Origin of the sequence: Pseudomonas sp. THAF187a (assembly GCF_009363395.1) — a bacterium.
Taxonomy (GTDB): domain Bacteria; phylum Pseudomonadota; class Gammaproteobacteria; order Pseudomonadales; family Pseudomonadaceae; genus Aquipseudomonas; species Aquipseudomonas khazarica.
Map to the genome: position 1 here is coordinate 5,186,962 of NZ_CP045349.1, position 14,245 is coordinate 5,201,206.

The window sequence follows — 14,245 nt, forward strand, 5'->3', positions numbered from 1 at the left end:
TGCAGCCCCCTGCCAACAGCTCCTAGGATGGCGCCCTCCCGCTCAAGGAAGAATGGCCCTCAGCCCATGGATGAACTGCAACGACGCTGGCTCTTCGCCCTGTCCGCACCGATGGTGGCGATCAATGCCCGCTACGACGCCCGCTACGACCTGCCGAACTTCTACCCGGACAACGAATTCGTCGACCTGACCGAGTCCTGGGACATCGCCGATCGCCCGGCCCTGCTGGCGATGATCCAGCGCATGACCGACAACGGCCATGCCAGCGATCTGAGCGGCGCCTACTGGGACAACGCGCGCCTGCTGCCAAGCGAATGGCAGAAGCTGGTCGACAGCCTGGACGCCAGCCAGCAGGTCGCCTACCGCTACGTCGCCGATACCATCCTGGTGTGCGGCTCCGGCGGTATTCGCGCCTGGGACCTGGGGCGCATGAGCTTCCTCGCCCGCATCGGTCAGCTCAACGGCTGGCTCAGCCTCGAGGAAAGCCTCTGGCTGCACAGCCGCCTGAGCCTGCGGGCGCGCTACTACTACCAGAACTGGCAGAGCTACCTGGCCGGCTTTCTCATCGGCCGCAGCTACTGGAGTTGCCTCGGCCACGAGCAGGCAGACGAGCTGGCGCTGTGCATCAGCCGCCAGGGCAGCAACCCGACGCACGTCGCGCTGGCACGCGAGCTGGCGATGAACCCGGCGGCAGGACTGGATGACCTGCACTGGGACCTGGAGCTGGATCTGCCGGAAAAACCTGAATCGCTGGAGGCATTCGACTGGTCATGAGTTGCTGGGAACACCTCGGCATCGAGCCGACAGACGATCAGAACGCCATTCGCACGGCCTACCGCACACGCCTGCCCGAGGTCCATCCGGAGCGCGACCCCGAGGGCTTCCAGGCGCTGCGCGGTGCCTACGAGGATGCCCTGCGCCACGCGCGCGGCGAAGCGAGCGAGGCCGGCGAGGCGGCCGCACTGCCCAGCGCCAGCGAACAGGCCGTGCAGCAGTTCGTCGAGCTGCTGCAGGATGCCGGCCGGCGCTTTCGCCCCGAGGCCTGGCAGGACTACTGCCGGGCGCTGGACCAGCTGCCGCTGGACGTGCTGGAGAGCATCGACGGCTCGCTGCGTCACCTGCTGCTCAGCAACGGGCCGTTGTCGCACCGCTGCGCGCAGCTGCTGACCGAGCGCATGGCCTGGGCCAACCGCCTGATGCAGCTGCCCTTCGAAGAAGCCGAGCCGCTCGACCAGTTGCTGCAGCGCATCGCCGAACCCGACCCGTTCGACCTCGCCACCCTCAGCGACTGGCCGAGCGTGGCGCAGGTGGAGAACCTCTGGTACGTGCGCACCCTCGAGCACCTGTTCCAGAACCGGCCGCTGCAGGAGTTCCGCGGCTGGAGCTCCCTGCACCTGTGCCTGCCGATGCCCGCCGACCCGGCCTACTACCCGCACCTGTACCGTCAGTGCACCCTGGCCGGCGCGGCCCTCAGCGGTGCCCTGGAGCACTACCAGGCGCGTCACGCCGAGCAGCCGGACGATCTCGACATCCTCTACCTGCTGGCGCTGCAGAAGCAGCACCATGACCAGGATGCCCTCGACCTGTGGACGCGCCTGTGGCTGGAACGCGAGATGCCCGAAGCGGCCGCCTGGCTGCTGGCGTGGAGCGCCTACCATGCGCCGGAGCACCTGCCCCTGCTGATCATGGCCTGCGACCGCAGCCAGCAGGATGTGGACCGACAGTACGCCCTGGACGACAACCGCCTGGGCGATGGCGAGCCGGCGCAGAGCCCGCAGACCCTGGCCCGCTGGCTGCGCGCGGCCGACACCGACCTGCCGGCCCTCGCACGCACCTTCGTCGCCTGGCAGCTGGGCGACAGCGAATGGCCGTTCCTCGCCGAACTGTTCAGCGCACTGGATACGCCGCTGACCCGCCTGTATCGCCAGGCCTGGCTGCTGCAGCGTGGCGAGGCGGCGGACATCGAGCCGCTGCTGAACCTGACGGCCGATGAGCACCCGCTCGGCGTCATCGTGCAGCAAGGCTTCGCCTACCTGGCCGGGCAACAGCTGCAATGGCTGCGCGAATCGCCCGCCGTGCAGGCACTGCAACATGCGCTGGCCACGCCCGGCGCGGCCTTGCCCCAGGCCCTGGGCGACAACACCGTCGCCCGCGCGCAGATGCTGAGCTGGCTTCGCCGCCTGCGCCACTATGCGCCCGACACCCTGCAACGCCTGCAGGACGTGCTCGCCCCACTGGCGGACGGTCTGCATCCCTATTGCCTGAAGCTGCAACTGCGCCTGCTGCAAGCGGGACAGCCGTTGCCGCCGCTGCCCGCCGAGCCCGAGGCGCGCTGGCAGCTGCAGCGCCAGACCCTGCTGCTGATCGGCCTGCTGGAGCAGCCACTGCAGTGGCTGGGACGGCTGCGTGAGCGTGTCGGGCGCGTGCCCACCTCCGCCGAGCATCCGGCCCATGCCTTGCAGACGCAGTGGCTGGCGGCCGACGCCGCGCCTCAGCAGTGGCTGTTCGACCTCGACGAAGGCGATGCCTTGCAGGGACTGCTGGCGGCCGAACTGGTCAGCCCGAGCGTGCTGCTGGGCAGCCGCCGGCTGCCCTCGGTCGCCCGGATCGAAGCCGGCGCCCGGCACCACGGCCATGAGCTGGCGGGCGATCCCCTCGGCCAGATGATCCTCGACGCCCTGCTCTACCACGACCCGGACCTGCCGCGCGCGCTGCGCGACCAGGCCCTGCAGCGGCTGCACGGTTTCACCGGGCCCAGCACCTGGTTCGACGCGTTCCGCGAGGGCCTGGTCAAGGCACGTCCCGAGTCCCTGGCGCAGTCGATCTGCAAGGACAACGGACTGCCCTTCTCGACCATGCAGACGATCTTCGAGTCGATGCGCACCCTGTATCAGACCAAGCCTGGCGTTCCCACCTCGGGTCAGCTGCGCTCGCTGCAGCAGGCCAAGGACAGCACCGTGACACCCATCGCGGTGCGCCTGGCGATCACCCTGCTGCTGTCACGCAGCGAACGCCTGCTGCCTCGGCATCAGCCCGACAGCCTGCGCGCGCAGTGGCAACCCTGGCGACTGGGCGGGCGCCTGAACCGGCTCAACTTCACCCTGCAGACCATCGCCCTGGCGGCGATCGCCGTACCCCTGGCCGGCCTCGCCAGCAAGGCCGGCAACGGTCTGGCCCTGGCGACGCTGCTGGTCATCGGCCTGGCGCTGATCGGCTGCCAGTTGCGCCGCCTGCACGACATGAGCCGTGGCGCCGGCACCCTGGTGATGCTGCTGGCCGGCAGCTTCTTCATGCCCTACATAGCGCTGCTGCTGTTCTTCTGGCCAGGCGACCCGCTGCCCAACCGCTACGGCCCGCCCGGTGGCCGACGGGCCGACGCCGGGCAGGGCCTGCAGGCCCGCCTGCGCCAGCTCAACGGCTTCCGCGAGCCGCCGGCCGGCTAGAAGCGCAGCGCCTGCAGCTGCTGCTCCAGGCGCTGCCGCGCGGCGGTGATCGGCTGCTCCTGCTGGGTGCCGAGCACGTTCTGGAACTCGTCCAGCCACTGGCCGATCTGCTCGCGCTCGGCCCCCAGGGTCTGCATCCAGGCGCGTTCCAGGCGTGCCAGCAGCGTGCGGTTGGGCAAGGTATCGCGCGGGTGGATCTTCAAACCGGCCAGGCGCGCCTGGCTGGTGGCCCGTGCCTCGGCACTCAGGCCGGTGGGGCTGCGGTCGATCACATGGCCGTGACGCTGGCCGTTCTCCAGGGTCACGTCCACTTCCAGCAGGCCGTTGATGTCGTAGCTGAAGCGCACATCCAGTGCCTGCACCTGCCCGGTCTGGGCCAGCTTCACCTCGAAGGCATCGACGAAGATGTTGTCGCGCACCCAGGGGCGCTCGCCCTGGTAGACCTCGATGCGGATGTACTCCTGCTGCGCGTGGGTGGTGTAGTAGCGCTGCACCCGCGAGGTCGGGATCACCGTGTTGCGCTCGATGATCGGCGAGAAGGCGCCGGGTTGCTCGTCGCTGCGGCGCGAGGCGATCCCCAGGGTATAGGGGCAGACATCGGTGAGGATGACTTCCTCGATGGCATGGTCGCGCGCCTTGCAGGCGGCCTGGGCGGCGGCGCCGAGGGCGACGATGGTGTCCGGGTCGAGGTGCCGGTAGGGCAGACGGCCGAACAGGGTCGCCACCAGTTGCTGCACCGCACTCATGCGCGTGGCACCGCCGACCAGCACCAGGCTGTCGAGATCGCGCGGATTGAGCCGCGCATCGCGCAGGGCCTGTTCGATGGGCTGGCGCAGACGGGTCAGCAGCGGCGTCCAGATCTGCAGGGCACGCGCCTCGTCCAGCTGCCACTGGCGGCCCATCCAGTCCAGCGTCTGCGGACCGTCGGCGAGGCGCCGCTTGAGTTGCTCCAGGGCATCTTCCAGGCTCGCCAGCGCCTGGCTGTCCAGCGCGCTGCGCGCCAGTTGCCAATCGTCCAGGCAGGCCCCGAGCAGGGCTTCGGTGAAATCTTCACCCCCCAGGAAGTTATCGCCGGTGGAAGCATGCACCTCGATCAGTGGCAGCGCGTATTCGAGCACGGTGACGTCGAAGGTGCCGCCGCCCAGGTCGAAGATCAGGGTGCGCTCGAACTGCTGCTCGTGCAGGCCGTAGGCCATCGCCGCGGCGGTCGGCTCGTTGATCAGGCGCTCGACGCGCAGCCCGGCCAGCTCCGCCGCGAACACCGTGCGCTTGCGCTGTTCATCGCTGAAATAGGCAGGCACCGAAATCACCGCCGTGCTCACCGGCATGCCGAGGTGCGCCTCGGCATCGGCCTTGAGCGAGCCGAGCACCAGCGCCGAGAGTTCTTCCGGGGTGAACTGGCGGTCGCCCAGCGTGAAACGCTTGTCGCTGCCCATGTAGCGCTTGAATGCCGCCACGCTGCGCAGTGGATGAGTGGTCAGCCGGGCACGGGCAGCGCTGCCGACGAGGATGCTGCCATCTTCGTCCAGGCTCACCGCCGACGGCGTGAGGACCTCGCCGAGGGCATTGGGAATGAGCTCCGCACGCCCCTCGCGCCAAACCGCGATGAGGCTGTTGGTGGTGCCCAGGTCGATGCCCAGCAGGGGGCTTTCCATGGCGTGGGTACCGGTAGACATCGGCGTCACGACTCCTTCAGATCCATTGAGAGGCGCAGTCTACTCCGCGCGCAGGCCTCGGCAAACCGCCTGGTCGACACGGTTTGCCCTCCCCTGTCCGGCCCCCTAGAATGCCGCGATGCAAAACGACCCCGAACTCCTCCTCGCTTCGCTCAACGACGCCCAGGTCCAGGCCGTGGCTGCCCCGCTTGGCCGCCAACTGGTACTGGCCGGTGCCGGCTCCGGGAAAACCCGTGTGCTGGTGCACCGCATCGCCTTCCTGATTCAGGCCATGGGTGCTTCGCCTCATTCGATCCTGTCGGTGACCTTCACCAACAAGGCCGCCGCCGAGATGCGCCAGCGCATCGAGGACATGCTCGGGCACAGCCCGGCGGGCATGTGGGTCGGCACCTTCCACGGCCTGGCCCACCGCCTGTTGCGCGCGCACTGGCAGGAAGCCGGCCTGGCCGAGAACTTCCAGATTCTCGACTCCGACGATCAGCAACGCCTGATCAAGCGGGTGATCCGCGACCTCGGCCTGGACGAACAGCGCTGGCCGGCCAAGCAGGCGCAGTGGTTCATCAATGGCCAGAAGGACGAGGGCTTGCGCCCGGCGCACATCCAGGCGGGCGGCGACCTGTTCCTCGCCACCATGCGTGGCATCTACGAAGCCTACGAGGCGGCCTGTGCCCGCACCGGGGTGATCGACTTCGCCGAGCTGCTGTTGCGCGCGCTCGACCTCTGGCGCGACAAGCCGGGCCTGCTCGAACACTACCAGCGGCGCTTCCGCCATATCCTGGTCGACGAGTTCCAGGACACCAACGCCGTGCAGTACGCCTGGCTGCGCTTCCTCGCCAAGGGCGGCGACAGCCTCATGGTGGTCGGCGACGACGACCAGTCGATCTACGGCTGGCGCGGCGCGAAGATCGAGAACATCCAGCAGTTCTCCAGCGACTTCCCCGACACCCAGCTGATCCGCCTGGAGCAGAACTACCGCTCCACGGCCGGCATCCTCAAGGCCGCCAACGCCCTGATCGCCAACAACAACGGGCGCCTGGGCAAGGAGCTGTGGACCGACGGCAGCGACGGCGAGCCCCTGGCGCTGTACGCCGCGTTCAACGAGCACGACGAAGCCCGCTACGTGGTGGAGAGCATCGAGGACGCCCTGCGCAAGGACGGCCTCAAGCGCAGCGAGATCGCCATCCTCTACCGCTCCAACGCCCAGTCGCGGGTGCTGGAAGAGGCGCTGCTGCGCGAGAAGATCCCCTACCGCATCTATGGCGGGCAGCGTTTCTTCGAGCGCGCCGAGATCAAGAACGCCATGGCCTACCTGCGCCTGCTCGACGGCCGCGGCAACGATGCCGCGCTGGAGCGCATCATCAACGTGCCGGCGCGCGGTATCGGCGAGAAGAGCATCGAGACCATTCGCGAATACGCCCGCGCGCATGACGTGCACATGTGGCAAGCGATCCGCCTGATGCTCGCCAACAAGGCCCTGCCGGGCCGCGCTTCGAGCGCCCTGAGCGGCTTCATCGAGCTGATCGAAGGCCTGGCGGAGAAGGTCCTGGCGATGCCCCTGCACCAGATGACCCAGGTGGTCATCGAGCAGAGCGGCCTGCTCGCCTACCACGAAGCGGAAAAAGGCGAGAAAGGCCAGGCCCGCGTGGAGAACCTCGAGGAACTGGTCAGCGCGGCACGCACCTTCGAGAATGACGAAGACGACGAGCTGACCCCGCTGCAGGCCTTCCTCACCCACGCCTCGCTGGAGGCCGGGGACACCCAGGCCGCCGAGAACGAGGACAGCATCCAACTGATGACCCTGCACAGCGCCAAGGGCCTGGAATTCCCGCTGGTGTTCCTGGTGGGCATGGAAGAGGGTCTGTTCCCGCACAAGATGAGCCTGGAAGAACCGGGCCGACTGGAAGAAGAGCGCCGCCTGGCTTATGTCGGCATTACCCGTGCCATGCAGAAGCTGGTGATCAGCTACGCCGAAACCCGGCGTCTCTACGGTAGCGAGACCTACAACAAGGTATCGCGCTTCGTCCGCGAAATACCCGCACCACTGATTCAGGAAGTCCGCCTGAACAACAGCGTCAGCCGCCCGGTGAACACCAGTTCCATGGGTGGCAGCAGCCTGTTCGCCGGCAGCGCCGTACCGCAGACGCCCTTCAACCTGGGGCAACGCGTGCGACACAGCCTGTTCGGCGAGGGCACCATCCTCAATTTCGAGGGTGCCGGCGCACAGGCGCGGGTACAGGTGAATTTCGAAAACGAAGGCAGCAAGTGGCTGATGCTGGCCTATGCCAAGCTGGAAGCCTGTTAGAACCTACCGTATCTGGAGAACCATCGATGAATCGCCGCAACCTGTTCGGCGCCGCCCTGGCCGTGATGGCCACCTTCGGCCTGCTCGGCTGCAAGGAAGACAAGGCTGGCAGCGAGCAAACCGCAGCCGCAGCCGCGCCCGCACAGACCATCCACTGGAAGATGGTCACCTCCTGGCCGAAGAACTTCCCCGGCCTCGGCACCGCAGCCGAGCGCCTGGCCGAGCGCATCAACGCCATGAGCGCCGGGCGCCTGACCGTCAAGGTCTACGCCGCCGGTGAGCTGGTACCCGCCCTGGAAGTGTTCGACGCCGTTTCCCGCGGCACCGCCGAGATGGGCCACGGCACCCCGTACTACTGGAAAGGCAAGGTACCGGCCGCGCAGTTCTTCAGCAGCGTGCCGTTCGGCCTGTCCACCCTGGAAATGAACGCCTGGCTCAGCCACGGCGGCGGCCAGGCACTGTGGGACGAGACCTACGCGCCGTTCGGCGTGAAGCCGCTGTCCGCTGGCAACACCACCATGCAGATGGCCGGCTGGTTCAACAAGGAGATCAACAGCCTGGATGACATCAAGGGCCTGAAGATCCGCATGCCGGGCCTCGGCGGCGAAGTCTGGAGCAAGCTCGGCGCGATCACCGTCAACCTGCCCGGCGGCGAGATCTTCACCTCCCTGCAGACTGGCGCCATCGACGCCACCGACTGGGTCGGCCCCTACAACGACCTGGCCTTCGGCCTGCACAAGGCCGCCAAGTACTACTACTACCCGGGCTGGCAGGAGCCGCAGGCGGTGGTCGAGTCGATGGTCAACCAGAAGGCCTTCGACGCCCTGCCGGCCGACCTGCAGGCCATCGTCGTCGAGGCGGCACGCGCGGCCACCCTGGACATGATGGACGACTACGTGTTCAACAACGCCAAGGCGCTGGGCAGCCTCAAGGCCGAAGGCGTGCAGCTCAAGCGCCTGCCGGACGACGTGCTGCAGGCCATGCGCGAACAGTCCGCAGCCGTGCTCGAGCAACTGGCGGCGGCGAGCGATCTCAACGGCCGCATCTGGGCCTCGCAGAAAGCCTTCCTCGAAGAGGCCAGCGCCATGCAGGCACTGACCGAGAAAGAGCTGTACAACTGGCGCTGAGCCAATCGAACGGGGCCACTGAAGGCCCCGTTTTTCTTAGGGATGACTGTCCATGCGTCTTCGCTCTCTGCTTCTCCTGCCCCTGCTCGCCCTCGGCCTGACCGGCTGCAAGGACGATTCCGCCCCTGCCGACGCAGCCCAGGCGCCTGCGCAAAGCTTCCACTGGAAGATGGTCACCACCTGGCCGAAGAACGCCCCGGGCACCGGCGTCGCCGCCGAGCGTCTGGCCGAGCGGATCAACGCCATGAGCGCCGGGCGCCTGACCATCAAGGTCTACGCCGCTGGCGAGCTGGTGCCGGCGCTGGAAGTGTTCGATGCCGTCTCCCGTGGCACCGCCGAGCTCGGCCACGGTACGCCCTACTACTGGAAGGGCAAGGTGCCGGCCGCGCAGTTCTTCGGCGCCGTTCCCTTCGGCCTGTCCACCCTGGAAATGAACGCCTGGCTCAGCCATGGCGGCGGCCAGGCGCTGTGGGACGAAGCCTACGCGCCCTTCGGCCTCAAGCCGCTGACGGCGGGCAACAGCACCATGCAGATGGGCGGCTGGTTCAACAAGGAAATCAACGGCCTGGCCGACATCAAGGGCCTGAAGATCCGCATGCCGGGCATCGGCGGCGAAGTCTGGAGTCGCCTCGGCGCCACCACCGTGGTGCTGCCGGGCGGCGAGATCTTCACCGCCCTGCAGACCGGCGCCATCGATGCCACCGACTGGGTCAGCCCCTACAACGACCTCGCCTTCGGCCTGCAGAAGGCCGCCAGGTACTACTACTACCCCGGCTGGCAGGAACCGCAGTCGGTGCTGGAGCTGCTGATCAACCAGAAGGCCTTCGACAGCCTGCCGCCCGACCTGCAGGCGATCGTCACCGAGGCGGCCCGCGCCTCCACCCTGGACATGATGGACGACTACGTGTTCAACAACGCCCTGGCGCTGGACGAGCTGAAGAAAAGCGGCACGCTGCTCAAGCGCTTCCCCGACGAGGTGCTGCTGGCCATGCAGCAGGAAACCGAACAGGTACTCGGTGAACTGGCCGCGCAGAGCGAACTGAACGGCCGCATCTGGGCCTCGATGCAGGCCTTCCAGGCACTGGCGACCTCAATGCAGGCGCTGTCGGAGAAGGAACTCTACGACTGGCGCTGAATGGACGGAGCCTGCGGGCTCCGTTCGTCGTTCGGGCAGGCGCGCGGATTTCGTCCGCGCGGGGCCTGCCGCTCCAGGCAAAAGCCAGAAACATTCTGTCACTGGCCACGCCCATCCTTGCCGGGCAAGATGCCGCCCAAGCTTTTCCACAAGAGAGAAAACCGTGATGCAGCGTTTCCTCAGTATCGCCATGGTCCTGTGCCTGGCGCTGACCTTCAGCTTCGAAGCCCACGCCAAGCGCTTTGGCGGCGGCAAGTCCTTCGGTTCCGCGCCCAGCCACCAGACTCGCCAGGCCACGCCGCAGTCGCAACCGGCAACCACCGCGCCCACCGCAGGTCGTCAACCCGCTGCCGCCAGCGGCGCATCGCGCTGGCTCGGCCCGCTGGCCGGCCTGGCCGCCGGTGGCCTGCTCGCCTCGATGTTCATGGGTGATGGCTTCGAAGGCCTGCAGATCATGGACTTCCTGATCTTCGGCCTGATCGCCTTCCTGATCTTCCGCTTCCTCGCCGCCCGTCGTGCTCAGCAGCAGCCGCAAGCCGCCACCGCTGGCGCTCCGTACCAGCGCGAAATGCCGGCCCAGGCCGCACCGACCTCGATCTTCGGCGGCAGCGGCGCTGCGGCGGCGCGCCCGGTGATCAACGCCCCGGCCTGGTTCAACGAGCAGAGCTTCCTGGCTGCCGGCCGCGAGCACTTCATGAACCTGCAGCAGCACTGGGACGCGAACGAGATGGACAAGATCGCCGAGTTCGTCACCCCGCAACTGCTGGACTTCCTCAAGCGCGAGCGCGCCGAGCTGGGTGACGGCTTCCAGTCCACCTACATCGACGAGCTCGACGTGCAGCTCGACGGCGTCGACGACAACGCCGAGAAGACCATCGCCACCCTGACCTTCAGCGGCCTGTCGAAGACCTCGCGCTTCGACCAGGGCGAAGCGTTCAGCGAAAGCTGGCGCCTGGAACGCGCCCAGGGCGACAACCAGCCCTGGCTGATCGCCGGCATCCGCCAGAACTGATCAGCAGCGCAGCATGAAAAACCCCGGGCAAGCCCCGGGGTTTTTCGTTTCGGCCCTGGCCGGCCTGCGCGGCCGGGAGCGCTCCTGCAACACCGTCAGCCCGTTCGGCAGCAGCGCTGCGGGCGCATCCGAGCGGGCGCTGCAGCGGCGACCTAGCCGGACGCCTGGTCGCCCGCCGCCCGGCGCATGCCGATGTGCGGGATGTCGTCCTCCAGGTAGACCTCGGTCACCGGCTCGAAGCCATAGCGCCCGTAGTAGCCCTGCAGGTGCGCCTGCGCCGACAGGTACAACGGCACGCCCGGCCAGCGCTGCCCACACTCGGCCAGCGCCCGCTCCATCAGCTGGTGCCCCAGGCCGCTGCCTCGTGCCGACGCGGCGATCACCACCCGACCGATCACCACCTCACCGTCCATGCGCTGCGGATCGAGCAGGCGCAGATAGCCCACCAGGCCATGCTCGTCGCGCGCCAGCAGGTGGCAGGTGTCGCCCAGCAGGTCCTGGCCATCGGTTTCCAGATACGGGCAGTTCTGCTCGACCACGAACACCTGGGTACGCAGCGCCAGCAGCGCGTAGAGCGTGGCGGTATCGAGTTCGCGGTGGTGCAGGCATTGCCAGGAGAGAGACGGCATAGGGGCGCTCCGTAAAAATCAGCAGTATGCCGCGACGCCCGGAGGTTTTCATTCCACCCAGCAGCTACTGTATAAAGCCGATCCCACCGCATCAGGAGCCGACACTGTGGAAGAAGTCATCGAACAGCTGCGCGAACTCAACGAACCGGTGCCGGTACCGCTGGAGCTGCCGGAGGAAGAGACCCTGGTGGAGATTCAGGAGCAGATCCTCATCCACCTGCCCTTCGAACTGCGCGAGTTCCTGCTCAAGGTCAGCGACGTGGTCTATGGCCGCCTGGAGCCGGTGACCGCCAGCGACCCGCAATCGCACACCTACCTGCCGGAAGTGGCCTCGGTGGCCTGGGACCTCGGCCTGCCACGCGACCTGGTGCCGCTGTGCCAGGACGGCCGCGACTACTACGCCGTGGACGTGGAAGGCCAGGTGTGGCTGTGGGACGGCGACGAGGGTGAGCTGACCGACGAGAGCTGGGATTCGGTCTGGCACTGGTGCCGCGACGTCTGGCTGGAAAGCTGATCGGCGTCGCCACCAAAGCGCCGCACACGGCTGGCCGCTACACCTGAACCCGAGGCAGGGGCAGGGGCTTCAGCCGCGACCGGCACACCCCATCAGGCAAACCCGGCTCACACCTCGCCCTGCTCCAGCGCCAGCAGGTTGAGCAGAAACCGCGCGAAGTACAGCAGGTCCTGCTCCATGGCCTGGCGCGCCCCCTTGGCATCGCCGGCCTCGATGGCGGCGAAGGCGTCCTCGTGAAAGTCGTTGAGCCGCAATGACAGGTCGGCGCCGGTGAACAGGCGGTTGAAGAAGGGACCGATCTGCAGCCACAGCGCCTCGATCGAGCGCAGCAGCACCGGGTTGCCGCACGCGCCGTACAGGTGCAGATGAAACTGGCTGTTGGCGTTCAGGTAGTCCTGCACCTGGCGTCGTTCGATGGCTGCATCCATGCGCTGCACGCAGTCGCGCAGCAGCGCCAGGTCCGCGCTGTCCAGCCGTGGCGTCGCCAGTTCGACCGCCATGCCCTCCAGCGCCAGGCGCACCTGGAAGATGTTCTCGTAGCGCTCACGCGTCATCGATGGCACCCGCACCGAGCGTTGCTGCTCGCCCTCCAGCACCCCCTCGGCCACCAGCCGCTGCAGGGCGGCGCGGACCGGCATCGGGCTGGTGCCCCACTCGGCAGCCAGGTCACGGATCTTCAACCGTTGGCCCGGCTGGAAGCGCCCGGCCAGCAAGCCCGAGCGAATGTTCTGGTACAGCTGTTCCTGCAGGTTGTCAGCCATGGGCCGGCTCCCTCGGTGGTGCCGGCAGTTGAGCAAGGGTGAGGCTACAGTCGCGCATGGAAGGCTCCGCTGGAAAATCCGACAAGTCTACGTCGATATGGATTTTGTGTGAAAAAGCGCTATAGCGTAAATATTCTGTGATCACAAATTAGCAGTTTACTGCCTGAATTAACGGATAAATCCTACCGTTTACTATTTTGTGATCACAAAATATGATGCACGAAACCCCATCGAGGTACTTCCCATGACCACTGCCAGTGGTATCAGCCAAGCCGCCGTGGAGCGTTTCGTCGCTGCCGAGCGCGAGCTGTTCCTGTCCCGCAACCCGAAATCCGCAGCCCTGGCCGAACGCGCACGCCATTCGCTGTACGGCGGCGTGCCGATGCACTGGATGGCCGACTGGTCGACACCGGTGCCGCTGTTCGTCGAGCGCGCCAAGGGCGCACGCTTCTTCGACGTGGACGGTCATGAGTACATCGACTTCTGCCTGGGCGACACCGGCAGCATGTTCGGTCACTCGCCCGATCCCGTGGCCCGCGCCATCGCCGAACAGGCCGGCAACGGCCTGACCACCATGCTCCCCGGCGAGGATGCCGTGGTCTGCGGCGAACTGCTGGCGCAGCGCTTCGGCCTGCCGTACTGGCAGGTCACCGCCACGGCGACCGACTCCAACCGCTACGTGCTGCGCTGGGCGCGCGCCATCACCCAGCGCAAGACCCTGCTGGTGTTCGACGGCTGCTACCACGGCACCGTCGATGACGTGATGGTGCGCCACAGGGACGGCCAGACGGTGCACCGCTCGGGGCTGATCGGCCAGGCCTACGACCTGACCGAGCACAGCCGCGCCATCCCCTTCAACGATGTCGCAGCACTGGAGGCCGCCCTGGCCCAGGGTGATGTCTGCGCCCTGCTCTGCGAACCGGCGATGACCAACATCGGCATGGTCCTCCCCGATCCGGGCTTCATGCAGCGCTGCCGCGAGCTGACGCGCCAGTACGGCAGCCTGCTGATCATCGACGAGACCCATACCATCTCCACCGACATCGGCGGCTGTACCCGCCTGTGGGGGCTGGAGCCGGACTTCTTCGTGGTCGGCAAGCCCATCGCCGGCGGCGTGCCCTGCGGCATCTTCGGCTGCAGCGCGGCGATGGCCAGCGCCATGAACGCAGCCCGCCAGCGCGCCAGCGAAGGCAGCCAGGGTCATGGCCACAGCGGCATGGGCACCACCCTGTCGGCCAACGCCCTGGCCATGCACTGCATGCGCGCCAACCTGGAGCAGGTGATGACCCAGGACGCCTACGACCGCATGCTGCCACTGGCCGCGCGCCTGGCCGAAGGCTTCCGTCAGCTGATCGGCCGGCACGGCCTCGACTGGTCGGTGACCGAGCTGGGCGCACGCTGCGAATTCCAGTTCTGTGCCACAGCGCCGCGCACCGGGGCCGAAGCCGAGGCCGCCTTCCATGACGAGCTGCAGATGGCCTTGCACCTGTACCTGATCAACCGCGGCATCCTCATCACCCCGTTCCACAACATGACCCTGTGCTGCCCGAGCACCACGACCGAGGATGTGGACAAGCTGATCGTCACGCTCGACCAGGCCTTGAGCGAGCTGCTGGCCATCCCCGGCGCCCGCGAGTAAGCCCCAA

General features: G+C 67.4%; 11 protein-coding genes. 8 read left to right on the top strand and 3 right to left on the bottom strand.

The genetic code is table 11. The features are described from left to right. The first annotated feature begins 66 nt into the window (after nt 1–66). On the top strand, nt 67–774 hold the full coding sequence (locus FIV02_RS24235; RefSeq protein ID WP_152490017.1) for a DUF1266 domain-containing protein: 708 nt from the start codon (nt 67–69) through the stop codon (nt 772–774). Then, nucleotides 771–3,443, top strand: coding sequence for a DUF805 domain-containing protein (locus FIV02_RS24240; protein WP_152490018.1), 2,673 nt, complete (start codon nt 771–773; stop codon nt 3,441–3,443). The genes FIV02_RS24235 and FIV02_RS24240 overlap by 4 nt, the downstream gene beginning before the upstream one ends. On the opposite strand, the gene FIV02_RS24245 is transcribed toward FIV02_RS24240, so the two are convergent. After that, a complete protein-coding gene (locus FIV02_RS24245) occupies nt 3,440–5,119 on the bottom strand; it encodes a molecular chaperone HscC (RefSeq protein ID WP_256663036.1) in 1,680 nt (559 codons plus the stop codon). The two genes, FIV02_RS24240 and FIV02_RS24245, sit on opposite strands and share 4 nt — an antisense overlap. 118 nt (nt 5,120–5,237) lie before the next feature. On the opposite strand from FIV02_RS24245, the gene uvrD reads away from it, so the two are divergent. From uvrD to FIV02_RS24265, 4 genes are all read left to right on the top strand, one after another. Further along, nucleotides 5,238–7,421 carry a DNA helicase II gene (gene uvrD / locus FIV02_RS24250; RefSeq protein WP_037055547.1) on the top strand — a complete coding sequence of 728 codons (2,184 nt, stop codon included), beginning with the start codon at nt 5,238–5,240 and terminating at the stop codon, nt 7,419–7,421. A 26-nt stretch (nt 7,422–7,447) separates the two neighbouring features. Continuing rightward, entirely contained in the window at nt 7,448–8,548 is a 1,101-nt protein-coding gene (locus FIV02_RS24255) for a TRAP transporter substrate-binding protein (protein WP_152490019.1), read from the top strand. Between the two features lie 52 nt (nt 8,549–8,600). Next, nucleotides 8,601–9,683 carry a TRAP transporter substrate-binding protein gene (locus FIV02_RS24260; protein ID WP_150607219.1) on the top strand — a complete coding sequence of 361 codons (1,083 nt, stop codon included), beginning with the start codon at nt 8,601–8,603 and terminating at the stop codon, nt 9,681–9,683. 166 nt (nt 9,684–9,849) lie between these two features. Further along, nucleotides 9,850–10,695, top strand: coding sequence for a Tim44 domain-containing protein (locus tag FIV02_RS24265; protein ID WP_150607223.1), 846 nt, complete (start codon nt 9,850–9,852; stop codon nt 10,693–10,695). 152 nt (nt 10,696–10,847) lie between these two features. On the opposite strand, the gene FIV02_RS24270 is transcribed toward FIV02_RS24265, so the two are convergent. Further along, nucleotides 10,848–11,324, bottom strand: a complete 477-nt coding sequence (locus tag FIV02_RS24270; protein ID WP_150607225.1) for a GNAT family N-acetyltransferase — start codon at nt 11,322–11,324, stop codon at nt 10,848–10,850. A 106-nt stretch (nt 11,325–11,430) separates the two neighbouring features. Between FIV02_RS24270 and FIV02_RS24275 the strand changes: the two genes are divergently transcribed. Next, nucleotides 11,431–11,838 carry an SMI1/KNR4 family protein gene (locus FIV02_RS24275; protein WP_037055555.1) on the top strand — a complete coding sequence of 136 codons (408 nt, stop codon included), beginning with the start codon at nt 11,431–11,433 and terminating at the stop codon, nt 11,836–11,838. Nucleotides 11,839–11,945: 107 nt separating this feature from the next. On the opposite strand, the gene FIV02_RS24280 is transcribed toward FIV02_RS24275, so the two are convergent. Beyond that, nucleotides 11,946–12,599 carry a GntR family transcriptional regulator gene (locus FIV02_RS24280; RefSeq protein WP_150607227.1) on the bottom strand — a complete coding sequence of 218 codons (654 nt, stop codon included), beginning with the start codon at nt 12,597–12,599 and terminating at the stop codon, nt 11,946–11,948. A 244-nt stretch (nt 12,600–12,843) separates the two neighbouring features. Here FIV02_RS24280 and FIV02_RS24285 point away from each other — a divergent pair, with 244 nt between their 5' ends. Then, a complete protein-coding gene (locus tag FIV02_RS24285; protein ID WP_152490020.1) occupies nt 12,844–14,238 on the top strand; it encodes an aspartate aminotransferase family protein in 1,395 nt (464 codons plus the stop codon). Nucleotides 14,239–14,245: the final 7 nt, after the last annotated feature.